At 65.9% G+C, this 24,499-nt stretch carries 17 protein-coding genes; 10 read left to right on the top strand and 7 right to left on the bottom strand.

Annotation, left to right across the window (positions count from 1 at the left end):
• Positions 1–64: 64 nt before the first annotated feature.
• The gene (gene nirD, locus OF385_RS13990) at positions 65–439 is read left to right on the top strand and encodes a nitrite reductase small subunit NirD (RefSeq protein WP_264275918.1); all 375 of its coding nucleotides are present in this window, start codon (positions 65–67) and stop codon (positions 437–439) included.
• Between the two features lie 83 nt (positions 440–522).
• On the opposite strand, the gene OF385_RS13985 is transcribed toward nirD, so the two are convergent.
• From OF385_RS13985 to OF385_RS13975, 3 genes are read right to left on the bottom strand one after another with little or no spacing between them, the layout of a single operon-like run.
• Positions 523–1,989 (bottom strand): FAD-dependent oxidoreductase, encoded by a 1,467-nt coding sequence (locus OF385_RS13985; RefSeq protein WP_264275917.1) that lies wholly within the window; start codon positions 1,987–1,989, stop codon positions 523–525.
• Positions 1,986–4,100 (bottom strand): molybdopterin oxidoreductase family protein, encoded by a 2,115-nt coding sequence (locus OF385_RS13980; RefSeq protein WP_264275916.1) that lies wholly within the window; start codon positions 4,098–4,100, stop codon positions 1,986–1,988. Before OF385_RS13980 ends, OF385_RS13985 begins: the two co-directional genes overlap by 4 nt.
• A gap of 1 nt (position 4,101) precedes the next feature.
• A complete protein-coding gene (locus OF385_RS13975; protein ID WP_319019136.1) occupies positions 4,102–5,484 on the bottom strand; it encodes an MFS transporter in 1,383 nt (460 codons plus the stop codon).
• 366 nt (positions 5,485–5,850) lie between these two features.
• On the opposite strand from OF385_RS13975, the gene OF385_RS13970 reads away from it, so the two are divergent.
• The 5 genes from OF385_RS13970 to xdhC all read left to right on the top strand — a co-directional run bounded on the left by OF385_RS13970 (position 5,851) and on the right by xdhC (position 12,664).
• Positions 5,851–6,336, top strand: a complete 486-nt coding sequence (locus OF385_RS13970; protein ID WP_264275915.1) for a nucleoside deaminase — start codon at positions 5,851–5,853, stop codon at positions 6,334–6,336.
• A gap of 9 nt (positions 6,337–6,345) precedes the next feature.
• Complete coding sequence (locus OF385_RS13965; protein WP_264275914.1) at positions 6,346–7,830, top strand: NCS2 family permease; 1,485 nt, start codon at positions 6,346–6,348, stop codon at positions 7,828–7,830.
• A gap of 177 nt (positions 7,831–8,007) precedes the next feature.
• Positions 8,008–9,504 (top strand): xanthine dehydrogenase small subunit, encoded by a 1,497-nt coding sequence (locus OF385_RS13960; protein WP_264275913.1) that lies wholly within the window; start codon positions 8,008–8,010, stop codon positions 9,502–9,504.
• A complete protein-coding gene (xdhB, locus tag OF385_RS13955; RefSeq protein ID WP_264275912.1) occupies positions 9,501–11,828 on the top strand; it encodes a xanthine dehydrogenase molybdopterin binding subunit in 2,328 nt (775 codons plus the stop codon). The genes OF385_RS13960 and xdhB overlap by 4 nt, the downstream gene beginning before the upstream one ends.
• 2 nt (positions 11,829–11,830) lie before the next feature.
• Positions 11,831–12,664 carry a xanthine dehydrogenase accessory protein XdhC gene (gene xdhC / locus OF385_RS13950; RefSeq protein ID WP_264275911.1) on the top strand — a complete coding sequence of 278 codons (834 nt, stop codon included), beginning with the start codon at positions 11,831–11,833 and terminating at the stop codon, positions 12,662–12,664.
• Here the strand turns inward: xdhC and mmuM are convergent, their stop codons facing one another.
• Entirely contained in the window at positions 12,665–13,621 is a 957-nt protein-coding gene (mmuM, locus tag OF385_RS13945) for a homocysteine S-methyltransferase (protein WP_264275910.1), read from the bottom strand.
• Between the two features lie 129 nt (positions 13,622–13,750).
• Here mmuM and OF385_RS13940 point away from each other — a divergent pair, with 129 nt between their 5' ends.
• Together OF385_RS13940 and OF385_RS13935 are read left to right on the top strand one after the other, a co-directional pair.
• On the top strand, positions 13,751–15,199 hold the full coding sequence (locus OF385_RS13940) for an amino acid permease (RefSeq protein ID WP_264275909.1): 1,449 nt from the start codon (positions 13,751–13,753) through the stop codon (positions 15,197–15,199).
• A gap of 71 nt (positions 15,200–15,270) precedes the next feature.
• A complete protein-coding gene (locus tag OF385_RS13935; protein WP_264275908.1) occupies positions 15,271–15,993 on the top strand; it encodes a hypothetical protein in 723 nt (240 codons plus the stop codon).
• 56 nt (positions 15,994–16,049) lie between these two features.
• Here OF385_RS13935 and OF385_RS13930 read toward each other — a convergent pair whose 3' ends face one another.
• Positions 16,050–17,366: a helix-turn-helix domain-containing protein gene (locus OF385_RS13930; protein ID WP_264275907.1), complete on the bottom strand. Its 1,317-nt coding sequence runs from the start codon at positions 17,364–17,366 to the stop codon at positions 16,050–16,052.
• A gap of 158 nt (positions 17,367–17,524) precedes the next feature.
• On the opposite strand from OF385_RS13930, the gene hxlB reads away from it, so the two are divergent.
• Together hxlB and hxlA are read left to right on the top strand one after the other, a co-directional pair.
• Positions 17,525–18,121, top strand: coding sequence for a 6-phospho-3-hexuloisomerase (hxlB, locus tag OF385_RS13925; RefSeq protein WP_264275906.1), 597 nt, complete (start codon positions 17,525–17,527; stop codon positions 18,119–18,121).
• A 46-nt stretch (positions 18,122–18,167) separates the two neighbouring features.
• Entirely contained in the window at positions 18,168–18,800 is a 633-nt protein-coding gene (gene hxlA / locus OF385_RS13920) for a 3-hexulose-6-phosphate synthase (RefSeq protein WP_264275905.1), read from the top strand.
• Positions 18,801–18,869: 69 nt separating this feature from the next.
• Here the strand turns inward: hxlA and OF385_RS13915 are convergent, their stop codons facing one another.
• Positions 18,870–23,324, bottom strand: a complete 4,455-nt coding sequence (locus tag OF385_RS13915) for an FtsK/SpoIIIE domain-containing protein (RefSeq protein WP_264275904.1) — start codon at positions 23,322–23,324, stop codon at positions 18,870–18,872.
• A complete protein-coding gene (locus tag OF385_RS13910; RefSeq protein ID WP_264275903.1) occupies positions 23,321–24,361 on the bottom strand; it encodes an RDD family protein in 1,041 nt (346 codons plus the stop codon). Before OF385_RS13910 ends, OF385_RS13915 begins: the two co-directional genes overlap by 4 nt.
• Positions 24,362–24,499 lie beyond the last annotated feature (138 nt).

Here is a 24,499-nt window from a genome sequence, read left to right as displayed (position 1 = left end):
TTGGGCGAAACATGGAACTTCTAGGCTCGGTATATCAGCGAACAACTACCTAAGGACGATGTTCATGAGCCTGAACCTCGCAGAAAAGACCGTGGATACGACGCCGGCCTTCGCCCCGGTATGCCGCAGCGAAGAGCTTGAGCCAGGCTGGGGCGAAGCCCTGCTGCTCAAAGGCGCCCAGCTGGCCCTGTTCCGCACCGATGCCAATGCTTTCTACGCGTCCTCGCACCACTGCCCGACCACCGGCGCCAAGGTCATGGCCCGCGGCATCCTGGGCAGCACCGTGGTTGACGGCCAGCCGGTAGCGACCATCGCCTGCCCGCTGCACAAGGAGGTATTCCGCTTGGATACCGGCGCCTGCCTGAACGCCGATTCGCCGGCCCTGCCGATGCACCAGCTCATCGAGGGCGACGGGCAGTTGTGGATGGAACAGTTCTAGCGCTCGCAGCGACCTCGAAAACAATAAAGAACACCGGGACGAGAAATCGTCCCGGTGTTTTTTGCTGGGTGCCGCGGAGTGTCCTACGCCAAGGCGGGTGCTTTTTTCAGCAGTTCCTCGATCTTCGACTTGCAGCCGCCGCACCCGGTGCCCGCGCGGCAGGATTCGCCCACCTGGGCCACGGTGGTGCAGCCTTCGGAGACCGCATGCGCGACCTGTCCGTAGGTGGCTCCGGAGCAACGGCACAATTGGTCCTCGTCGCTAGGGACCGAGGAGGCCGGATCGACGGCAGGGTCATCCAGGCGCAGCAGGGTGGAGCGGTCCTGGGGCAGTGCCGAGCCGCGTTCGTAGGCGAGGATCAGCTCCGCGCTGGTCTGCGGCAGGCCGATGGACAGGAATCCGGTGACCACATCGTTGTCCGTGACGATCTTCAGATAGCGGCCGGAGGCGGGGTCGGCGAAGATCGTGGCTTGCAGTTCGGGACGGTCCCAGAAGCCGGCGCTGATATCGCCGGCGGCGGCCACCTCGATGCCCTGGCCCTTGAGCATGAGCACGTCGGAGGCGGAAAAATCCGGGGCCGGGAGTTCGGCATCGGTGGACAGGTGCTGCGCCAGCCAGCTGGCTTGGGCCCAGCCCGGGGCGAGCAGGCCGACCGGCGGCTGGCCATCGACCTCGGCGCAATCTCCGAGCGCGTAGATGCGCTGTTCGGTATCGGCGCAGAGGAACTGGTTGGTCTTGATGCCGCGGCCCACGGCCAGGCCACAGCCTGCGGCGAGCTCGGTCCGGGCGCGGACGCCGGTGGAAATCAGCAGGGCGCCGCCGGGGATCTGCCCGTGGGTGGAGGTGGACAGGGCGCTGAAGCCGTTGTCGTCCTTGGTGATTCCGGTGGCCTTGACCCCGGAAATCACTTCCACTCCGGCCTGTTTCAGGCAGCGGGTGAGCAGGGCTCCGCCGTCGGCATCCACCACGCGGCCCAGCGGGGCGGCGCCATGGTGGATCAGCGTGGGCGAACCGCCCGCGGCGGCGATGGCCAGCGCGGCCTCGATGCCCAGGATGCCGCCGCCGAGGATGAGCACCCGGCGTTCGGCGGCCAAGGCGCTGCGCAATTTCTGCGCGTCGTGCACGGTGCGCAGGGCGAAAACGCCCTCGGGCAGTTCGGCATCGGCATGCGGATCGAAGTTCAGCCCGTTCAGGGTGGGGATCATGGCGCGGGCGCCGGTGGCGAACACCAGCCGGTCATAGGACACCGGTTCCTGGCCGCGGATCAGCACCCGGCGCCGTGCCCGGTCCACGCCGGTGGCCTGGGCGCCGAGTCGAAGCTTCACTCCGGCGTTGACCAGGCGCGCGGCGTCGACCATGCGCAGGTGCTCGAACTGCGCGGCGCCGATCGCCAGTTCGGCAAGCATGACCCGGTTGTAGGCCAGGTGCTCTTCGGCGCTGACCACGGTCAGTTCGCAGTCGCCGGCGGCCACCGAAGGCAGCAGGCCCTCGACCAGTGAGGCGGCGACCGGGCCGAAGCCGATGATCACCATCTGTTCAGGGCGCTTCATGATTCTCCCTCGATCGGGTTCAGAGACACATGGGCATGCTTAAATTCGGGCATCGAGCTGAACGGGTCCACGCTCGGGCTGGTCAGCAGGTTGGCGGTGCCGTCCCGGGGATAGTGGAAGGGCAGGAACACGGTGTCCAGCCGCATGTCAGCGGTGAGCTTGGCGCGCACGATGGTGGTGCCGCGCTGGTTGGAGACCTTCACCATCTGGCCATCGCTGATGCGGTGGGCCAAGGCGGTGCTCGGGTGGATTTCCAGAGCGGCTTCCGGGGCGGCCGCGGCCAGCTCGTCTACGCGGCGGGTCTGCGCGCCGGACTGGTAGTGCTCCAGCAGGCGGCCGGTGACCAGCGAGATCTGCTTGGCCGGCATGGTATTCGGGGCGTGGACCGCGAGGATCTTCGCCTTGCCATCCGGGTGCGCGAAGCGGTCGAGGAACAGCCGCGGAGTGCCATTGCGGGCACCGCGTTCGGTGCTGATCGCGCTGCCTTCGGGGCAGGGCCAGTAGATCGCCGCGCCCTGGTCCACGTCGTGCCAGTCCACGCCGGAGTAGTCGGCGATCCCGCCGGACGAGGCGAGCTTCAGTTCCTCGAACACCTCGGCGGCGCTAGCGGAGAAGGTGCCCGGGGCCTGCAGCCGTCGGGCCAATTGGGAGAAGATCCACAATTCGCTTTTGGCCTCGCCGGGTGCCTCGATCGCGGCGCGGCGGCGCAGGATCCGGCCCTCCAGGTTGGTCATGGTGCCTTCCTCTTCGGCCCACTGCAGGACCGGGAGCACCAGGTGGGCTTCGGCGGCGGTTTCGGAGAGGAAGAAGTCGGCGACCACCAGGAAGTCCAGGCGGCGCAGTGCGGCAAGGATCTGGGTGGCATCCGGGGCGGAGACCACAGGGTTGGCGCCGTGGACCATCAGCATGCGCGGCCCGCCCTCGGTGCCCAGGGAAGTGAGCAGCTGCACTGCCGGGATGCCGGGGCCGGGAATGATCTTGGGGTCAACGCCCCAGGCCTTGGCCACCTGGGCGCGGTGTTCCGGGTCGGCGATCTTGCGGTAGCCGGGCAGCTGGTCGCATTTCTGGCCGTGTTCGCGGCCGCCCTGGCCATTGCCCTGGCCGGTGATGGTGCCGTAGCCCCCGGCCAGGGTTCCGGGCAGGCCCAGGAGCAGGGCGAGGTTGATGGCGGCGGTGACGGTGTCGGTGCCGTTGGAGTGCTGTTCGATGCCGCGGCCGGTGAGGATGTACACCGGGTGGCCGCCATTCTTGGCTTCGCGGGCGGCGGCGGCCAGGGCACGGGCGGTGCGGCGGATGCGATCGGCGGGAACACCGGTGATTTTTGCGGTGCGCTCCGGCCACCAGGCGGCCACCGACGAGCGCAGTACCTGGAGCCCGGTGGTGCGTGCGGCGAGGTAATCGGTGTCCATCAGGGATTCGGCGATGACCACGTGGGCCAGGCCCAGCAGCAGCTGCAGGTCGGTAGCCGGGGTGGGCTGCAGGTGCCATCCGGCGCCGTCGGCGCTGAGCTTGGCGGTGGCCGATCGGCGGGGATCAACCACGATCAGCCCGCCGCGTTCCCGCACGGTTTGCAGGTGCCGGACGAAGGGCGGCATGGTGTCGGCGACGTTGGAGCCGAGCATCAGGATCATTCCTGCGTCATCCAGGTCGGCCAGCGGGAAGGGCAGCCCGCGGTCCAGCCCGAAGGCCCTGTTGGTGCCGGCGGCCGCGGAGGACATGCAGAATCGCCCGTTGTAGTCGATCCGCGAGGTGCCCAGGGCCAGGCGGGCGAACTTGCCCATCTGGTAGGCCTTTTCGTTGGTCAGCGAGCCGGAGCCGAACATCGCGACGGCGTCGGCCCCCGACTCTTCGCGGATGCCGCGGGCTTTGCCAGCCACCAGATCCAGTGCGGTGTCCCAGCCGATGGCGGTGAAACTGCCATCGGCCTGGCGCAGCAGCGGGGAGGTGATGCGATCGGGGTGGCCCAGCAGCTTGGCGGCGCTGAAGCCTTTGCGGCACAGGGCCCCGCCATTGGTTTCGAAGTCCCGGCCGCCCAGGGTGGTTGCGCCGGCCGGGCCTTGAAGGGTGATGCCGCACTGCAGGGCGCAGTAGGGGCAGTGTGTGGCGGTCATCTTAGACTCCATGCTGGGCGAATCGGGTCCCGCGGCGAGCGTAGTTGAACCAGGTCATCAGCATCAGCCCGAGGTAGGCGGCGATGAAGACGATGAATGCCGGGGTGTAGGAGCCGGCGCTGGACATGGACAGCCCCAGTGCCTGCGGGATCAGGAATCCGCCGTAGGCGCCGATCGCGGAGATCAGTCCGAGCGCGGCCGCCGACTTGCGTGATGCTTCGGCCCCCTTGGAGCCCACGCCCAGGGCGAAGACCGCCGGGATCATCCGGTAGGTGGATCCGTTGCCGATGCCGGTGGCGGCGAAGAGCATCAGGAAGAGGGCCAGGAAGAGCCAGAAGTTGGCCAGCGGCAGGGTCACCACGACCAGCGCGGTGATCAGCGCCATGGCGGCCAGCGAGAGCACGGTGATTTTCGCGCCGCCGTGGCGGTCGGCCATTTTGCCGCCGTAAGGGCGGGAGAGCGAGCCGACCAGCGGGCCGAGGAAGGCCAGGGTAAGGGTGGCGGTGCCCAGCGGGATGCGGGAGAAGTCGGGGAAGGTATCAACGATCAGCTTGGGGAAGACGGCGGCGAATCCGATGAACGAGCCGAAGGTTCCCACGTACAGGCAGGCGATGATCCACAGGTGCTTTTCCTTCAGGCAGGCGATCGCTCCGCGCACATCGGACTTGGCCGAGGTCAGATTGTGCATGCAGCGCCATGCGCCGAAGGCCGAGATGAGGATCAGCGGGATCCAGATGACCCCGGCCAGGGGCAGCTGCAGCGAGCCGGCGGCGAAGATCGTGATGGCGATCGGGACCAGCAGCTGGGCGACGGCGGCGCCGAGGTTGCCACCGGCGGCGTTCAGGCCCAGGGCCCAGCCCTTTTGCGCGGCGGGATAGAAGTGGGTGATGTTGGCCATCGAGGAGGCGAAGTTTCCGCCGCCGAAGCCGGTCAGCGCTGCCAGCAGCAGCATCACGCCGAAGGAGGTGCTGGTGTTGGCCAGGGCGAAGCTCAGTCCGACCGCCGGGATCAGCAGCAGCAGGGCGGAGACGATGGTCCAGTTGCGTCCGCCGAAACGGGCGACCATGAAGGTGTAGGGGATGCGCAGCGTGGCGCCCACCAGGCTTGGCATGGAGATCAGCCAGAACAGCTGGGAGGTGCTGTATTCGAAGCCGGCGGTGGGCAGGTAGACGACCACGATGGCAAAGAGCTGCCAGACGCTGAAGCCGAGGAATTCGGCGAAGATCGACCACTTCAGGTTGCGGCCGGCGGTGCTTTGGCCGATGCTGTTCCAGAAGGCAGGGTCTTCGGGGGTCCAGTTGTTGATCCATCGTCCGGGGCGGATATCCAGGGATGGTGCGGTGTCGGTGCGCAGTTGCGTTCCCGGGTCTACTTGTGAGCTCACGGCATTCTTTCCCTTCGCAGGTAACTGATGCTTAGAGCATGGCAAAGCGGTATTTCACGAACGTGCAATGGTTGTTGCACCGAGGGGAATTTAAACTCACGGGTGCGCTTTTGGGGCCGATAGAGATTTGTAATGCGATGGAAACGCGGAAAATCGCCAATTATTCATAATGTGAAAAAACAATCTCAAAAAACATTGCGAGACCCAGATCACGCTGATACTCTCATACGTGTCTATGGCGGGCACCCTGACAGGGTCGCTATCTACCGGGCGTGCAACTGATAAATTCAGCAGACAAGTACGGCCGGATCACCACGGGTCACCGGATGATGCCTCGTGCTTGTCTACAGCATGAGGAGACACGCGATGAGCGTTAACACCACTGGCCAAGACTATCTTTCGATGGCCATCAACCTTGCCACCCAGAACGTCCAGAATGCCGGGGGCCCCTTTGGCGCCGTGGTCGTCACCCCCGATGGACAGGTTTTCGAGGGAGTCAACCGGGTCACTGCCAGCCATGACCCCTCGGCCCACGCAGAAGTGGTCGCCATCCGCGCCGCTGCCGCCGCGCTGGAGAACTTCGATCTGAGCGGCTGCGTTCTCTACACCAGTTGCGAACCATGCCCGATGTGCCTGGCCACCTCGCTCTGGGCCCGCATCTCCAAGGTCTACTTCGCCGCCGACCGCCACGATGCCGCCAAGGCAGGCTTTGACGACGCGGTGTTCTACGAATACTTCGAGGCAGGCTCGGACCACGCCCTGATGCCGGTGCGGCATTTCGAAGATGCCGCCGTTGCACACCTCAGGCCATTCGAGGCTTGGGACTCGCTGGAATCCCGCACCGATTACTAGGCGCCGGCCATGACAACGCTCAGCGAAAAGCACGACGTTGCCAACTCCGCGCCGCAACCGGGCGGAGCCGGGAAACTGCTGGACTCGCTGTTCAGCATCAGCCAACGCGGATCCACCCTGGGCCGCGAAGTACGCGGCGGGCTGGTCACCTTCTTCACGATGGCCTACATCGTCATCCTGAACCCGCTGATCATCGGCGGCTTCAGCCCCGACGCCGCGCCGGTGGACGTGGCCGGCAACTGGCTGCCGGCCGCCCAGGTCGGGGCGATGACCTCGCTGACCGCGGCGGTGATGACCATCCTCTTCGGGGTGATTGCCAACCTGCCCTTCGCCCTGGCCGCCGGACTGGGAATGAACTCCTTCCTGGCCGTCTCGGTGGTGCAGGAAGTCACCTGGCCCGAAGCCATGGGCCTGGTGGTGATCAACGGCGTGCTGATCGTCCTCTTCGGGATGACCGGCATCCGCACCGCGATCTTCCGGGCTATCCCGAAGGACCTGAAGGCCGCCATCACGGTGGGCATCGGCCTGTTCATCACCTTCATCGGCTTTGTGGACTCCGGCTTTGTCACGCGCACCGAAGCCGGACCGCCGGTGCAGCTGGGCGATGGCGGATCGATCGTTTCGATCCCGACCATGATCTTCGTGCTGGGCCTGCTGATCATGGGCGGGCTGGTGGCCCGCGGGGTGCAAGGCGGAATCCTGATCGGCATCGTCATCTCCACGGTGCTGGCGGTGATCGCCGAGCAGGTGTTCAAGATCGGGCCGAGCAGCGCAGCGAACCCGCACGGTTGGCACCTGAATATGCCGGTGCTGCAGGGCACGATCGTCTCGCTGCCGGACCTGTCGCTGGCCGGTGGCTTCGACCTGTTCGGCTCCTTCAGCCGGATCGGCGTGCTGGCCGCGACCATGCTGGTCTTCACCCTGGTGTTCACGAACTTCTTCGACGCCATGGGCACCATGACCGGCCTGGCCAAGAACGCCGGGCTGGCCAGCAAGGACGGGACATTCCCGCGGCTCAAGGCCGCCTTCGTGATCGAGGGCCTGGGGGCGGTGGCCGGAGGTGTTGGATCCAGCTCGTCGAATACGGTTTACGTGGATTCGGCGGCCGGGATCGGCGAGGGCGCGCGCACCGGGCTCGCCTCGGTCATCACCGGGCTGCTGTTCCTGGGCTCCATGTTCTTCACGCCGCTGACCTCGGTGGTGCCGATGGAAGTGGCCGCGGCGGCGCTGGTTCTGGTGGGCACCATGATGTGCGCGCAGATCCGCGAGATCAACTTCAAGCGCTTCTCCTCGGCCATGCCCGCCTTCCTGACCCTGATCACCATGCCGTTGACCTATTCGATCGCCAACGGCATTGGCGCGGGCTTCATCGCCTGGGTGGTGGTCAATACCGCCGCCGGGCGGCACAAGAAGGTGCACCCGCTGATGTGGATCGTGGCCGCCGGCTTCCTGGTGTACTTCGCGCGAGGACCGCTGACCCTGCTGATGGGTTGATGTGATCCGGGTTATATTTGAGTCCAGCACGGGAATGAAGGAGAAACTGCTCATGGGTGAATGCATCGCCTGGTCCAAGGGCCAGATCGCGCACGGACACTAAGCGCGGTTTTTCCCGCACAGTATCCAAATCATTCATGGTGCGCCCGTTGAGCGGGCGCAGGAGGTGTCAACGGCATGAATGCCGAAAATTCCCTGAAAACCGGTTGCCGGATCACCGTCAACGGCAACGACCTGGACTTCGCCGGTCCACCGCACAGCAATGCGCTGGATTTCCTGCGCAACCAGGGCCTGGTAGGCAGCAAGGAAGGCTGCGCCGAAGGCGAATGCGGTGCCTGCGCCATTCTGGTGGCCCGCGGCGACGCCGGCGGCAGCCGGTGGACCTCGGTGAATGCCTGCCTGGTGCCCGCCGCGGCGCTCGACGGGCAGGAAGTGATCACCGCCGAAGGCCTGGGCAGCGTGGATCAGCTGCACCCGGTCCAGCAGGAGATGGCTGATCGCGGCGGCTCCCAGTGCGGATACTGCACCCCGGGCTTCATCTGCTCCATGGCCGCCGAGTACTACCGGCCGGAACGAGCCGAGCAGCGCAGCGGTGAGCAACCGGCGGACCACGAATGCGGTCCGAACGGATTCGACCTGCACTCGCTGTCCGGGAACCTGTGCCGCTGCACCGGCTATCGCCCGATTCGCGATGCCGCCTATGCGCTGGGCGATCCTGCCCAGGACGATCCCTTGGCAGCCCGCCAGTCCCAGGGCGCTCCGGCACCGGTGGCCACCGACCTGCAGGCCGCCGATACCCCCACCGGGGAGCTCGGACGCTTCCGCCGCCCGGCCAGTTTGGCCCAAGCCCTGCAGATCCTGGCTGACGAACCGGCCACCAGCGTCGTGGCTGGCAGCACCGACTGGTCAGTGGATGTCAATATCAAGGGCGCCCGCGCTCGCAGCGTGCTGGCCATCGACCGGCTCGACGAACTGCGCCAACTGCGCTGGGGCAAAGATTTCCTTGAGATCGGCGCGAGCCTGACCCTCAGCGAGATCGAACGCCAACTGGCAGGTCGGGTGCCACTGCTGGGGCAGCTTTTCGGACAGTTCGCGTCCCGGCTGATCCGCAACTCGGCGACCATGGGCGGCAACCTGGGCACCGGATCTCCGATCGGCGACACCCCGCCGGCATTGCTGGCCCTGGAAGCGCAGCTGGTGCTCACCAGCTCGCACGGCCAGCGCGTGGTGGAACTCGCCGGGTATTTCACCGGGTACCGGCAGACCGTGCGCGGCGCCGGCGAGCTGATCACCGCGATCCGCATTCCCTTGCCGTTGGCACCCCGCACCAGCTTCCAGAAGATCTCCAAGCGGCGCTTCGACGACATTTCCTCGGTAGCCGTGGGCTACGCATTGAACGTGGTGGACGGGGTGATCACTTCCGCGCGTATCGGTGTGGGTGGTGTGGCCGCCACGCCGCTGCGTGCCGTGGCCACCGAAGCCATGCTGGAAGGCAAGCCCTGGACGCTGGAAACGATTCGTGCCGCGGCCGCCGTGATGGCCGGCGAAGGCACCCCGATGGATGACCATCGTGCCAGTGCGAAGTACCGCAAAGCCATGCTCGCCTCATCCCTGGAACGTTTTTATGCACAACAACTAGCGGTGTCAGCCCCAAGCAAGGAGGTGCAACCATGAGCCAGCTATCCCAACGCCCCAAAGCGTCGATTGCCGGCCAGCGCCACCGCCATGAATCGGCGGCGGCCCACGTTACCGGCACCGCCCTGTACACCGATGATCTGGCCCACCGGCTGGTCGGAGTTCTCCACGCCTACCCGGTGCAATCAACGGTGGCCCACGCAAGAATCCTGGGCCTTGATACCGCGCCAGCGCTAGATGTCCCGGGCGTTATCAAGGTCATCACCGCCACTGATATCCCCGGCGTGAATGACCAGGGCGCCAAGCATGACGAGCCGCTGCTTCCGGTGGATGAAGTCATGTTCTATGGCCAGCCGGTGGCCTGGGTACTCGGCGAAGACCTGGAAGCCGCCAAGGCCGGAGCCAAAGCGGTTTCGGTGGACTATGAGCCTCTGGAATCCTTGATCACCGTGCAAGATGCCATCAAAGCCAACAGCTTCCATGGCATCCAGCCGGTGATCCAGAAGGGCGATTGGGACGCCGGGTTCGAGCAGGCCGCCCATGTTTTCGAGGGCGACTTCGACTTTGCCGGGCAGGAGCACTTCTACCTGGAGACGCAGAACTCGCTGGCGCTGATCGATGAGAGCGGACAGATCCTGATCCACTGCTCAACCCAGCACCCCACCGAAACCCAGGACATCGTCTCGCATGTGCTCGGTGTGCCAGCGCATGAAATTTCCGTGCAGGTTCTGCGCATGGGCGGCGGCTTTGGCGGCAAGGAAATGCAGCCGCACGGCTATGCAGCGGTGGCCGCCCTGGGCGCCCAGCTGACCGGGCGGCCGGTGCGGGTGCGCTTGGATCGCACCTTGGATATCACCATGACCGGCAAGCGCCATGGCTTCTACGCCACCTGGAAAATCGGCTTTGATGAACAGGGAAGAATCCTTGCGCTGGATGCCCAGCTGACTGCCGATGGCGGTTGGAGCCTGGATCTTTCTGAACCGGTGCTCACCCGTGCCATGTGCCATATCGACAATTCCTACTGGATTCCGAATGTCCGGGTCTCCGGGCGGGTGGCCAAATGCCATAAGACCTCGCAGACCGCGTTCCGTGGATTCGGCGGTCCGCAAGGCATGTTGGTGATGGAAGATATCTTGGGACGCGTGGCACCGCAGCTGGGCATCGAGGCCCGGGAATTGCGCCGGCTCAACTTCTATACCGAAGGCCAGGACACCCCGTACTACCAGCCGGTGCGCCATCCCGAGCGCATCGAGGCGGCCTGGCAGCAGGTCCTCGACTCAGCGGACGTGGCAGCGCGCGAAGCAGAAATTGCCGAGTTCAACGCGAACAATCCCTACAGCAAGCGAGCGCTGGCGATCACTCCGGTGAAGTTCGGCATCTCCTTCAACCTCACCGCCTTCAACCAGGGCGGGGCGCTGGTATTGGTCTATAAGGACGGTTCGGTACTGGTGAACCACGGTGGCACCGAAATGGGCCAGGGCCTGCACACCAAGATGCTGCAGGTGGCGGCCACCAGCCTGGGAGTGCCCTTATCCAGCGTGCGCATTGCCCCAACGCGCACCGACAAGGTGCCTAACACCTCGGCCACCGCGGCCAGCTCGGGCAGCGACTTGAACGGTGGCGCGGTCAAGGATGCCTGCGAGCAGATCCAGGCCCGGGTGGCCCAGGTAGCCGCCGGCAAATTCGGCGTCCCGGCCGCGGATATCCGCTGTGCCCACGGCAAGATCACCGCATTGGGCAAGACCGAAGAACTCGAATGGAACGACGTGGTCCGCGATGCCTACATGCAGCGCATCCAGCTCTCGGCCGCCGGGTACTACCGGACCGAGGGATTGCATTGGGACCTGTCGCGCATGACCGGAAGCCCGTTCAAGTACTTTGCCTACGGGGTGGCCGCCAGCGAGGTGGAGGTCAGCGCCTTTGACGGCTCCTATGTCCTGCGCCGGGTGGATATCGTTCATGACGTGGGTGATTCGCTCTCGCCAATGATCGACCTGGGACAGATCGAAGGCGGTTTCGTCCAGGGCACCGGCTGGCTGACCCTGGAGGACCTGCGCTGGGATACCTCCGATGGTCCGGGCCGCGGGCGCGTTGCCACCCAGGCGGCCAGCACCTACAAGATCCCGAGCTTCTCCGAGATGCCAGAAGTCTTCAACGTTGCCTTGTTGGACAAGGCACATGAGGAAGGCGCGGTGTACGGCTCCAAAGCGGTCGGCGAACCGCCGCTGATGCTGGCCTTCTCGGTGCGTGAAGCACTGCGCCAAGCGGTCGCTGCTTTTGGCCCGGAAGGATCTTCGGTTCAACTGGCGTCTCCGGCAACTCCCGAAGCGGTGTTCTGGGCTATCGACTCGGTGCGTGGATAATCATGGAACTGTGGATTGATGCGGTCAGCACCTTGCACGCTCAACGGCGCGCCGCGGTGCTGCTGACCGTCACCGCGGTGCGCGGACATGCTCCACGTGAAGCCGGAGCCAAAATGGTGATCGCCGCAGATGAAACCTTCGGGACGGTCGGCGGCGGCAACTTGGAAATGGCGGCCATCGCCCGTGCTCGCGAGTTGATCAGCCAGGGGAGCACCGCCCCGGAAACCATGGAGCTGCGGCTCAATGACAAGGCCACGGCAACCTATGGCCGGCAATGCTGCGGCGGGGAAGTCAGGCTCTTGCTCGAGCCCTTGCCGGTCCCGGAAACGGTGGCACTTTTCGGGGTGGGGCATGTGGGGATGGAATTGGCTCGGATCCTCTCCCGCCACCCCATCGACCTGTATCTCACCGATTCGCGGCCCGAGGCGATCGACGCCGCGAGAGTGCTGCAGCCCAGTGTTGCTTCGATCCGCGCCCAGGTCGCAGTCATGGGGGAGCAGGTGCTCAGCACGCTTCCCGAAGGCAGCCATGTGCTGATCATGACCCATGATCATGCCGAGGACTTCCACCTCAGTGATGCCGCCTTGCGCCATCCTTCGCTGGGCTCCATCGGGTTGATCGGCTCCAAAGCCAAATGGACGCGCTTCCGCAAGAATCTGGCCGCCAACGGATTCACTGAACAGCAGATCTCACGGATCCAGTGTCCCATCGGGATTCCGGAGGTGGCCGGCAAGCAGCCAGCAGTGATCGCCGTGAGCGTGGCAGCCCAGCTCATGGGGCTGCTGGCACAGCCTGCGGTGAAGCGCTCGGCGGATGTCGTTGAGCTGCGGGCCTAGCTAGTTGCCAGCAATCGCCTGGGCCGCTTCGCGGACCCGGGTGATCTGCTGGGGGCTGACTTGGCAGCAACCGCCGATCAGCCGCGCGCCGGCAGCGATGAGCTCGGGAACCACAGAAGGCAAATCGTTGCCTTCGATGCCCGGAACCCAGACGCGGGACTCGTGGTCCCAAATCTCGCCGCTGTTCGGGTAGACGCAGAGCGGCAGACCGGTTTCTTCGCCAAGGATGCGCAGCGCGGCGACCGCCTGGGGCACCGGGCAGCAGTTCACGCCCACGCCGGCCCAGGCGCCGGATTCGGCAACAAGCTTCGCGGCATCCCGGAGATCAGTGCCATCGCCCAACACGATCTGCCCATGCTCATCGGCGCGGACATTCACGCTGAGAATGGCAGGCAGCTCAAGGTCCTTGGCCAGCAAGGTCAAGGCTTCGACCTCGGCAAGGCTCGGCACGGTCTCGAAGATGATGGCATCGGCTCCGGTACCCGCCAGAATGGCCAGCCGTTCACGGTGCCATTGGGCCAGTTCGGCGGCGCCCAGATCGTAGGCGCCGTCGTATTCGGTGCCAGCACCCGGGCCTGCGCCATAGGGTCCCACGGATGCGGCGACCCAGCGCGTGGGAGCCTGCGCCTCTTCGCCGGCGGCTTCCCGGGCCAGCGCAACGCTGGTGCGCAGCATGGTTTCGAACTGGCCGGCGGAGCCTGCCTGTTCCAGGCCGTCACGGCTGACCTGGTAGGAGCAGGTGGTGGCGACCTGGGCGCCGGCGGCAAAAAAGTCCCGGTGCGCCGCGCGGACCTCATCGGGGCGATCCATCAGGATCTGCGCAGACCACAGTTCGCCGGTGACGTCATTGCCGCGATCGGCCAGATGGGTGCCAAGGCCTCCGTCGAGGATGATCGGTCCGGTTCCTTCGGCGGTCAAGGCATCACGGAAATTGCTGGGGTGTTTTGCGGTAAGCACGTCATCGAGGGTACACGGAGAGGGCCTAGATGACCGAGCTTGACGCTGTGTGACCGCACATGACGGGCCCGCCAAATCGGTTGCAGGAATCTCGATATTCTGAAACGCATTCATTTCAGAAGGAGCCCCATGACCGAGAGCACAATCAGCAGCCGCGAGAGCGCTGGAACCGAGTCCGGGCTGCGCAGGACCATGACCTCGCGCCACCTGGTCATGATCGCCCTGGGCGGCGTGATCGGCTCGGGCCTGTTCGTCTCCTCCGGGTACACCATTTCCCAGGCCGGACCGCTCGGTGCGGTGCTGGCCTACGCGGTAGGCGCCCTGGTGGCCTACATGGTGATGAGCGGGCTGGGCGAGCTTTCGGCAAGGCATCCGGTGGCCGGCGGCTTCCACGCCCACGCCACCCGCGACTTGGGGCCTGCGTGGGGATTCGCCACGGCATGGCTCTACTGGCTGTGCTGGGCGGTGGCCTTGGCCAGTGAGTTCACCGCCGCCGGCCTGCTGATGCAGCGCTGGTTCCCCTCGGTATCGGTCTGGGTCTTCTCCCTGGTCTTCGCCGCCTTGCTGTTCGTGTTGAACGCCATTTCCTCGCGGGTCTTCGGAGAAACCGAATTCTGGTTCGCGCTGATCAAGGTGGCCGCGGTGCTGCTGGTCATCGTCGTCGGCATCGCCACGATCATCGGCATCAACCCGGCCAGCGAGGCCGGAGCCATCGGCTTCTCGAACTTCCAGACCGAGGACGGGTTGTTCCCGACCGGGATCACCGGCGTGCTGGTGACCATCCTGTCGGTGTTCTACGCCTTCAGCGGCACCGAGCTGATCGGTGTTGCCGCCGGCGAAGCGAAGAACCCGCAGTTGAGCATCCCGCGGGCTATCCGCACCGCGGTGGTGCGCCTGACCATCTTCTTCATCGGCGCCATCGTGGTGATTGCGGCGATCATTCCCTTCTCTGAAGCGGGCGCCAATGAGAGCCCATTCGTGACCGTTCTGGACGCCGCCGGCCTGCCAGCGGGCGCCGATATCATGAACTTCGTGATCATCACGGCTCTGCTCTCGGCAGGCAACTCCGGGCTGTACTCTTGTGCCCGCATGCTGCATTCCATGGGCGCGGCAGGCCAGGCGCCCAAGGCGCTGTCCCAGACCAATAGCCGCGGCATCCCGATGCTGGCGCTGAGCCTGTCCATGCTTGGTGGACTGGTGTCCCTGTTCTCCAGCTTCATCGCCGCCGAATCCTTGTTCCTCGCGCTGGTGTCCATTGCCGGGTTCGCGGTGGTGGCCGTGTGGATCGTGATTTGCGCATCGCATCTGTCCTTCCGCCGCCACCATGTCGCCGTGCACGGATCCACCGACTCGCTGCCTTACCAGTCGCCATGGTTCCCGGTCCTGCCGATCATCGCCTTGGTGCTGCTGGTTGCCTCGCTGATTGGCGTGGGATTCGATCCGGCGCAGCGACCGGCCTTGCTTTTCGGCGTGCCCTTCACCCTGGCCTGCTTGGGCTATTACCGGTGGCGCCACGGCGCTGGGGTTTTCAGCCCGCAGCGTGCAGCAGAAATGGTGGGAACTAAGTCCGCGGCCTAGGAGTTTAAGAGGGTAGATGCGCTCGCAGAGCGTGCCGTTAACCCCTTCAACCAGGAGTGATAGTCGTGTCCATGTTCAACAAGTTGATCCGCAAGGGCAAAGCGATGGCCGGCGAGTACGTGCGCGAGCAGCTGAACGAGCGCAGCTCGCAGAAATCGCGCGGTACAACTCCCAGCTATTCGCAGCAGCAACGTCCGGACTACAACAACCAGGGCTACGCGAACCAGAATTACTCCACCCAGCGCCCGGCATCCGGTGTCTCGCGCGAGGACCAGGCGGCGATCGAGAAGTACAAGTACATGCTGCGCACAGCGCCGCCCCAGGACATGGAACGCGCCCACGCCGAGGCCTTTGCCCGCCTGACCCCGCAGCAACGCGCGCAGTTGCAGGCTGAGCTTGCTGGGCAGCTGCCGGCAGCAGAACGCCCGGCTAGCGATCAGCCCCAGGACTTGGCGCGGGCGGCAACGCGTGCCGAGGTCTCGCGTCCCGGCTTCATGGAAAAGATCCTGGGTTCAGGCTCGGGGCGCTCCCGTCTGGCCGGCGGCTTGGCCGCCGGTGCCGGCGGGCTGGGCGTAGGCTTGCTCGGAGGCGTGGCCGGTGCCTTCATCGGCACCGCGATAGCCGGCCCATTGCTCGAAGGCTTCGCTGGGATCGGCGAGGAATTCGGATCCATGGCCGAGGGCTTGGGCGATACCGTCTCGGGTGCGGGCGACCAGATCTCCGCGGCCGGCGATGGGCTCTTCGGCGATTTCCTTGGCGGAGCCGGCGGGGATTTCGGCGACTTCGAGTTCTAAGCAGATTCTGGTGCAGGCCGGTAGCGGCAGCACGTTGCTACCGGCTGTCGAGCACCTCAGGGAGCATCCATCATGCCGCGGCTATGGGCCAGAGCCGCGGCTTCGGCGCGGGAGCGGACCTCCAGCTTCCTGAACACGTTCCGGATGTGGAACTTCACGGTATTTTCGCTGATGCCCAGCTGCATGGAGATGGCGCGATTGCCCTGCCCGGAAGCGAGAAGCTGCAATACCTCGAATTCGCGCTTGGCCAATTTCCAGTGGGCAACATCGACCGCAGAGCTTCGCGGCGCATCCAGCGGCAGCGCTACCGCGACGTCGGTGCCCCACCCGGCGATGGGCGACAGGTTCAGCGTCCCCTTCAGCGCCTGCACTTGGCGCTGGAGCCTTTGGAGGATCGGTGCCTGGTGGTCCAACGCACCGAGACCGTCATCGCGGACATGGATCAGCAGGTTTTTCCCGTCGCAGTCCCACTGCGCGCGAATCCGCTGGATCTTCGGCTGCTCCATCATGACCATGGCCAACCCGCGCATGATCGAACGAGCCGCGTGGGCGACCTCGCCCGGCAAGGCCCGCCCGTCGGCAGGCGGCTCGATGAATTGCAATTCCACGCCGCCTGCCTCGCTCAGGGGGCGCAGGTCATCGCGCAAGCGGTTGAATGCGGTGCCTACCGGTTCTTCGGCCAATCCATGCGTTCGGTCATCACGGGTGCGCAGGCCCACCAGGGTATGCGCTGCCCACTCGGTGGCTTTCTGGCGTGCCGGGGCATCGGCGATGTGCCCGCTGCGCAGCGTGGCCAGCAGGGCCTCCAGGCTCGCAGAGAATCGATCCACCAGCTCCGTGGTGACCCGCGTGCGCTCGGCCGAGACCGCTCTGGACTCGCGCAGATAGGACGGCGGCGCATCAGCAACTTTTTCTCGAATCCGAGCTGCCGCCAAATCCCATAAGTAGTCAAGCAGATCCCCTGAATCGGCAGGTCCCACGGGTGCATCGCCGAATTCAGGGTCCACCAGAACAAGCAGCGCATTGCTTGGCACGTAGCGCAGAGCAAGTATTTCGCGCTCCGAGCCCGCGATCAGATCCGTGGCGCGCCAGCGCACCTGCTCGGAATGGGAACGCCGTAAACGCTCCAGTTCCTCGATGCTCGCTTTGGACGTAATCGATTCATCCCCGGACTTCTTTTGCGGCCGGTCGGCGCAATCCTCGGTGAAGATCAGCAGGGCAGAACAACGGACCGCCGGCGAGAGCGCAGCCTGCAGCCGCGGCGCGATGTCAAGCAAGGGCGAGGTGGCCAGCAATGAAACCTTCCTGAGCAGATCCCATGCTGCGGGCCGATCATCTGCCACGCCAGGGGCTGTGTCTTGATTCGTTGGCATGGGGAGATCCTAATCCACCCGCGGTCCACCCGCCTACCCTTTCGGGTGGGAGAAACCGCCAGAAGACGGAGTATTGCCTACCCGCAGGGTTCGCGAGGATTGAAGGTATTGAACCGGGCGAGCTCAGCAAGCCCGCAGCAACCAGCGAAGGGAACAGCATGAGCGCAGCTCCGGCGGTATCAGCGGCAAGAGTGGCGGACGAGTCCGTGCTTGGTGCCAGGGAAGTTCTTCTCGCGGAACTCGCCACCAGCGCGCGGGCCGTGGAAGCCTCCCAGGCGGCCCAAGCCGCGCGGATGATCGGCGGGGCGCCGCGGGTTTTTCTCGCCGGCGCTGGACGCAGCGGACTTGTACTGCGGATGGCCGCCATGCGGTTCATGCATCTGGGGCTGAGAGTGCACGTGGTGGGGGAGACCACCACCCCGGCGATCAGGGCCGATGACCTCCTGGTCGTTGCCTCGGGGTCCGGAAGCACCTCCGGCGTGGTGAAGAGCGCCGAAACGGCGGCCAAAACTGGTGCCCAGATCCTGGCTGTGACCACCGACGGCGGCTCGCCGCTGGCGAACTTGGCGACGACCACGGTGCTGGTTCCCGCCGTGCGGAAAACAGATCACGTCTCTTCGCTGTCCGAGCAGTATTCGGGCAGCCTGTTCGAGCAGTCGCTATTTGTCCTCATCGAAACCATCTTCCACATCCTATGGAAGACCTCGGATGCCACGGCGGAAGAACTCTGGATGAGACACGCCAATTTGGAATAAGAGCCTTGGGCATTCAGGCGGAAAACTACAAAGAAAGAAGAGAGCTATGAAAATTCAAGTTGCCATCGATTTGCTGACCACGCAGGACGCCTTGGAGCTGGCTGCCAAGGTGGCACCCTACGTCGATATCATCGAACTGGGGACGCCGCTGATCAAGGCCGAAGGCCTCTCGGCAATCGCCGCGATCAAGAGCGCCCACCCGGAGAAGATCGTCTTTGCCGATATGAAGACCATGGACGCCGGCGAGCTGGAGGCAGACATCGCCTTTGCCGCCGGAGCCGACCTGGTCTCCGTGCTGGGCAGCGCCGATGATTCCACCGTGGCAGGTGCGGTGAAAGCGGCGAAGGAACGCGACAAGGGAATCGTTGTCGACCTGATCGGCATCGCGGACAAGGCCAAGCGGGCCAGGGAAGTCATTGCCCTGGGGGCGCAGTTCGTGGAGTTCCACGCTGGACTGGATGAGCAGGCGCAACCTGGCTATGACCTCAATGGACTGCTCAAGGCCGGAATCGTCGCCGAAGTCCCATTCTCCGTGGCGGGCGGGGTCAGCATCACGACGATCGGCGAGGTCCAGAAGGCTGGAGCCCAGGTGGCGGTAGCTGGCGGAGCCATTTACAGTGCCGCGGATCCTGCCCTCGCGGCGCGCGAACTGCGCGAAGCCCTGGTCCAGGCCGCATAGGGGCAGGTGCCAGGAAAGGTGGATTCGCACGGTTGCGAATCCACCTTTCCTTGTGCTTGGGCGCCTGGCCTACTGCTCGACGAGCGGCAGGTGGACCAGCGTCCGCTGGCCGTTCTGGACCATGAAGCCTCGGCCCGGCGGGAATTCGTGGCGCTTGACCCGCGGGAAGGGCACCTTGAACAGCGAGTCCCCGTCGTAGGCGTCGGGCTTGAGCGCGATGCCGTGCCTGCTGGACTTCAGTTCGCCGAGCAAGCCGAAGCTGGAGGAGAACTGGTTGATATCGCCATCGGCCACCAGGAAATGATCCGAGCGGTTGATGGCCTTGAGCAGCTCCTTGAGCGGACGCTCGGCATCCGAGTCGGCGAATTCGCTGAAGTTCTCGACCACGAAAACCATCTTGCCGGGCATGGACTCATCGGCGACCTGGTCCACCATGTCCTTGGCGAACTGGCGGGCTTCGGCCGGACCCGAAGCCGTGCCGTTCCACATCCGCCAGGTGCGCAGCTCGGCACGCCGCCCGCCGATGTGGAAGAACTGGGTGGCCGGGTTGGCCCGTTCCAGGGCGGTGACCATGGCGCGCAACGCGGTGGTTTTGCCGCTCTGCGGAGGGCCGGCGATGACAAAGGATCCGATCGGCTCGAAACCGCACGGGCCCAGTGTCGCATCCGAGAGCCCGATGACCGGTTCGCCCTGGAATGTATCCGGAAGCAGCTCGGCGGAGAATTCCTGGGGCAGGGCTTCGACGCCGGCGGCCTGCGGGGCCCCGGAAGCACGCAGCTCCTGCGCCCAGCTGGTGGTCAACGCCGTTTGCTCGGCCACGTTGGCGGTGCCGCCAAGCACCGCGATCTGCGCCTCGTGGCCCTTGATGATGGCGCGTCCTGGGACGCTGCGTTCGCTGAGCACGTCCTTGGCCACCCCCAGCACGTTGTAGGCCTGCTCATCGGCCATGCGCAGCACCACGCGCTGGGTGATGTTCGCGCTGATCGCGGTGGGCACCGCGCCAAAGCGGTCGGCGGTGGTGACGACGTGCACGCCCAGCGGGCGGCCTTCGCCCACAATGCGCATGAACACCTGGTAGAACTCGCCGCGGCCGTGGCCCAGTTCCCAGTCGCTGCGGAACTGGCCGAAGCCGTCGATCAGCAGGAAGATGCGCGGCTCGGAAATATTGCCGGTGACCTGGCGGTATTCGCTCAAGTTCGCGGCGTTCGCAGCCGCATAGCGGGCGGAGCGCTCATCGAGGTGCTCGGAGAGGATGCGGAAGACGCGCTGGATGCGCTCCACGTCGTCGCCGCCGATCACGGCGCCGACATGGGGCAGCGGATCCAGGGAGCGCAGCGAGCTGGTGCCGAATTCCAAGGCGTACACCGCGGCGGTGCCGGCCGAAGGATTGGCGCCGGCCGCGAGCGCGATGCTGCGCAGGGCCGCGGACTTTCCGGCGCCGGACGTGCCGTAGATCAGCAGGTGGCCGTCGGTATCCGGTTCGAACCAGGCCGTCTGCTGGGCCTGGTGCTCGGGGATGTCGGCCAGCGCCAACGGGATCCTGCTGTCCGAGTCCGGGGCCAGCTCGCGCAGGTCCACGGTCGCCGCCAGGTCATCGAGCCACGGCCGGCGCGGGGCCGGAATGCCGGCGCCCTGGGAGGCGGCGATGAAGCTGGAGACCAGGCGCTTCTGGTCATTCGGCCCGCTGTTCTCCTCGATCTGCTCGCTGGCGGATTCGGGCTGCTCCCAGACGCGGACCCCGCCGAAGCGCAGGTCCTCCACGCGCACCTCGGCGGCCTCGGGCTCATCGGTGGTCCAGCCGCCGGCATAGCCGGACTGGAAGGGAACCAGCCGGCCGGGTCCGGTCTTGGCGATGCCGCGTCCGGGCAGCGAGGGGTCGAAGCCCGCGGCAATCGGGTCCTCCACCACATCGTTGGAGTCCGCGGCGTCGGCCATGCGCAGGGCCACGCGCAGGTTGGTATTGGCGCGCAGGTTGTCCTTGATGACGCCGGCCGGGCGCTGGGTGGCCAGGATCAGGTGGATGCCCAGGGAACGGCCGCGCTGGGCGATGTCCACCACGCCATCCACGAACTCGGGCACCTCGCCGGCCAGGGCGGCGAATTCGTCCACCACCAGCACCAAGGCCGGCGGGGTTTCCGGGTCCTGGCGCTTTTCCAGCTCCAGCAGGTCCTTGGCCTTCTTGCGGTGGAAGAGCTTCTCGCGGTGGTGCAGCTCGGCCCGCAGGCTCATCAGCGCGCGGCGGACCAGGTGCGGGGAGAGGTCGGTGACCAGCCCGACGCAGTGCGGCAGCTCCACGCAGTCGGCGAAGGCCGAACCGCCCTTGTAGTCCACGAACAGGAAGGTGACCCGGTCCGGGCTGTACTCGGCGGCCATGGCCAGCACCCAAGCCTGCAGGAACTCGGACTTGCCCGAGCCGGTAGTGCCACCCACCAGGGCGTGCGGCCCCTGGGTGCGCAAGTCGAGGCTCATCGCATCCGGGGTGCCCTGGCCGATGTAGGCGCGCAGCGTCCCGGCGCGCTTGAGCCGCGGCCTCGCACCGGCGGCAGCGCGGTCGATCACCGAGTTGTTCTGCTTCCAGCGCTCGAGGACCGCCTCGGGGGACTCGGCCAGCTCGGGGCCCAGAACCCGCAGCAGGGACACCGAGTCGGGGATATCCGAGGAGTCCGGGATCAGCGAGCTGGAATCCACGACCGGGGCCAGCCGGCGGGCGAAGTGCTCCGCGTGCTCGCGCGAGACCCCTTCGACGGCGACCTGCCTCGCTTCCTCGCCGGAGCGGACCCAGCCGACCCGCGCGGCGTCCAGTCCGTCGGTGACGTCCAGGAAGGTGCGGCAGGCCGCGGGCAGGGACTCGACGGTGGGAGCCGCGAAAATCGTGTAGATGCCCACGGCCGGGCCGCGCTCGATGATCTGCGAGAGCCGGGCGCGGTCTACCGGGGCGTCATTGCTGACAAAGAGCACCAGCGACAGGTCCTTGGCCGGCGGAACCTTGGTATTCTGCTCGCCGACCTCCTTGCCCATCTCCATGGAGGAGTCCCTGGTGGCCAGCGGGCCCAGGCGGTAGGAGGATGGGTCGTTGCGCCGGGCGATCAGTTCTTCGAGGGCGTTGAGCAGCACCGTGCCCGAGGGCTGGGTGTCGGCCATCGCGACATTGGCCAGCGGGGAGCGCGGGCCGGTGGTGTGCGGCAGCCACTTGAGCCACTCCAGGTCCTCGGTCCAGGCCGGGTCGATGATCGCCGCGGTGCACAGGTCATTGGGCGCGTGCAGGCCGAAGAGCTGCACCGCCAGCGAGCGCAGGGCGTCGGCGGTCTGAAGGCGCGGACCGGCGATGCCGATGGCCCCGGCCGCGGGCAGCAGCTCGATGATCGGGACATCGTCGATCATCCGGTATTTCTCGGTGAGCTGCTCCACCCGCTCCACGTAATCCTGCAGCCCGGACCGGTCCGAGAGCTCGGCGACGGTGGTGCGGCTGCGCGCGGAGCCGGACCCCAATCTCAGCGAGAGGAAATTCCAGTGCTCGGGGCGCCGGGTCCAGAGCAGCGGGCCGAGCGACTCGGCCTGCTCGAAGACCGTGGCGGTGGCCGGGGCCTCGCTGCGCCGGTGGGATCGCTCGGCGTCCTCCCCGTTCAGCAGGGCATCCTCCAGCTGCTCGAATTGCCGTTCGAAGGTCTCGATTTCCAGGCGCAGCTTGTTGCCATCCTGGGTGCGCTGCCCGATCAGGTTGCCCAGCATCATCAGCGGGGAGACCAGGACGACGATCAGCGACAAGACGCGCTGGGTCAGCGAGAAAATGGTCAGTCCCATGATCAGCGGCGCGAAGATCATCGGCCATGGGAAGAGCTTGGGGGTGGCTTCCTGCGGAATCGCGGGGCGGGGCAGCTCCTGGCCCGGATAGCGGATCTCCACGCGGGGGGAGCGGTTGAAGATGATCGAGCCGCCCTTCTCGTGCACCGGGGACTGCCCGGTGGTATGCCGCGGCAGCAGCTCGAAGTAGACATCGGTGGATCCCAGGGTGATGAGCTGCCCGGGGATCACGGCCACCCGCTGCACCAGCCCGCCGTCAACCAGGATGCCGTTGGCGGAGTTCAGATCCACCAGCTCGATCTTGCTTCCCACCTCGATGCGGGCGTGCCGGGTGGAGACCAGGCGGTCGTTGAGCACCACAGTGGACTTTTCCGAGCGGCCCACCGTTGAGGTGCCCGCCGGCAGGGCAAAGGCCATGCCGGCGTCCGGCCCATTGGCGATGCGCAGCACCGCGGCCGCCGAACCTCCCGAGACGAAGGCATCGGTGGTCGGCACGACCTCGATGGAGAAGCCGGAGCCGAGCTCGGCCTCGGCCAGCAGGGTCTGCGGGTCCAGCTGGACCGGCGCGGTGCCGGCGGCCGTGGCCAGCAGGGTGGGTCGTTCCGGGGACTGGTCACCTGCAAGAGCCCGGGCCGCGTCGCCCACGGTTGCGGTGGCATCGCAGGTCATCACGATGTCGGCGGTGCTGGTGTCCGGTCGCCTGAGCGTGGCCTTGATTTTCACTGGTCGGTCTCCTGGAAAGCGATGCGGAAGGAACGGCTGCCCACATGGACGATGTCGCCGTCGTTGAGGTTCACCCGGGTGCGGGACGAGATGTTATAGGGGGCGCCGGAAGCCACGGTGATCTGGGTCCCGTTGCCGGAGTCCAGGTCCATGACCCATACGCTCGCCCCGTCGCAGCCGAAGGCCAGATGGGTTTTGGACAGCAGGCGCTGTGGATCCTTCAACGCGATCAGCAGCTCGTTGCCGGCACTGCCCTGGGCTTGCGGAGCCCGGCCGATGAGCCCGGATTCGGGCACCGGAATATAGGAGCCGTCATCGAATGCGAAGGCCGCGCGCCGGATGACTCCGCCGAAATTCTCCGGCGCCGCATGCCAGTCGCTGTTCTGCGCGCCGATGATGCCCGCAGTGGACCTCGGGCGCGAGGGGAGCACCACCTCGTCCAGCTCCGCGTCCTCGGCCGTGCCCAGCGAGGGCAGGTGCTCGGAGACATCGCGTTCGGGGCGGGAAAGCAGGTACTCTGCCCGGGCCAGCGCCCGCGAATTGGTGGGATCCAGGCCATTGCGGACGTCCACCACGAAGGTCTGGGCGATCTTGTCCAGCCAGCTGCGGTGGTGCTCCTTGTCGAATAGGCAGGAGAGCAGCAGCAGTGCCGGGCCGATGACCGGGACCAGATGGCTGAGCAGGAAGACCAATCCGGCGACGAGCACCCGCGCAAGGCCGGGGGCACGGAATGTGCCCACCTGCGCGGCGCGCAGCCGCATGGCGGATTTGCCCGGTGAGTTGCCCTTGCGGCTGTTCATCGATAGCAGCACTACAGCATAGACCAGCAGCAGCAGCGCGCTGATACCGCTCAATGCCGCCGGGACCATGGAGAAGGTGCCGCTGACCCGGAAGACCACGAAGCCGATAGCTGCGGGCAGCAACGCGGCGCACGCCACGGCGTAGTCGATCAGGTAGGACCAGATGCGCAAGCGAGCATTGGCCGGCCGCATTCCGAGTGTGCGGGATTTGGCGAGAGTTGCTGCGACGACGTCCATAGGTTCTTTCTACTGCAGTGGGATATTGATCCGCCACGGGGAGTTCTCCCCATTGTATTAAAGCCATTTGCCACATTAGCGTAGATTGCGTTACCTGCCATTGAGGTCCGAACAACGGGCTTGCTGAATGCTCAGAGG

The sequence above is a fragment of the Glutamicibacter sp. JL.03c genome (assembly GCF_025854375.1).
GTDB lineage: Bacteria > Actinomycetota > Actinomycetes > Actinomycetales > Micrococcaceae > Glutamicibacter.
This window is presented reverse-complemented; position numbering and strand designations above follow the sequence as displayed.

Excerpts from the sequence above, each read along its gene's own strand:
- xdhB (WP_264275912.1), top strand. The coding sequence starts at position 9,501 with ATGAGCCAGCTATCCCAACGCCCCAAAGCGTCGATTGCCGGCCAGCGC.
- xdhC (WP_264275911.1), top strand. The coding sequence starts at position 11,831 with ATGGAACTGTGGATTGATGCGGTCAGCACCTTGCACGCTCAACGGCGC.
- OF385_RS13985 (WP_264275917.1), bottom strand. The coding sequence starts at position 1,989 with ATGAAGCGCCCTGAACAGATGGTGATCATCGGCTTCGGCCCGGTCGCC.
- OF385_RS13980 (WP_264275916.1), bottom strand. The coding sequence starts at position 4,100 with ATGACCGCCACACACTGCCCCTACTGCGCCCTGCAGTGCGGCATCACC.
- hxlA (WP_264275905.1), top strand. The coding sequence starts at position 18,168 with ATGAAAATTCAAGTTGCCATCGATTTGCTGACCACGCAGGACGCCTTG.
- OF385_RS13935 (WP_264275908.1), top strand. The coding sequence starts at position 15,271 with ATGTTCAACAAGTTGATCCGCAAGGGCAAAGCGATGGCCGGCGAGTAC.
- nirD (WP_264275918.1), top strand. The coding sequence starts at position 65 with ATGAGCCTGAACCTCGCAGAAAAGACCGTGGATACGACGCCGGCCTTC.
- OF385_RS13965 (WP_264275914.1), top strand. The coding sequence starts at position 6,346 with ATGACAACGCTCAGCGAAAAGCACGACGTTGCCAACTCCGCGCCGCAA.
- OF385_RS13940 (WP_264275909.1), top strand. The coding sequence starts at position 13,751 with ATGACCGAGAGCACAATCAGCAGCCGCGAGAGCGCTGGAACCGAGTCC.
- OF385_RS13930 (WP_264275907.1), bottom strand. The coding sequence starts at position 17,366 with ATGCCAACGAATCAAGACACAGCCCCTGGCGTGGCAGATGATCGGCCC.
- OF385_RS13970 (WP_264275915.1), top strand. The coding sequence starts at position 5,851 with ATGAGCGTTAACACCACTGGCCAAGACTATCTTTCGATGGCCATCAAC.
- hxlB (WP_264275906.1), top strand. The coding sequence starts at position 17,525 with ATGAGCGCAGCTCCGGCGGTATCAGCGGCAAGAGTGGCGGACGAGTCC.
- OF385_RS13960 (WP_264275913.1), top strand. The coding sequence starts at position 8,008 with ATGAATGCCGAAAATTCCCTGAAAACCGGTTGCCGGATCACCGTCAAC.
- OF385_RS13910 (WP_264275903.1), bottom strand. The coding sequence starts at position 24,361 with ATGGACGTCGTCGCAGCAACTCTCGCCAAATCCCGCACACTCGGAATG.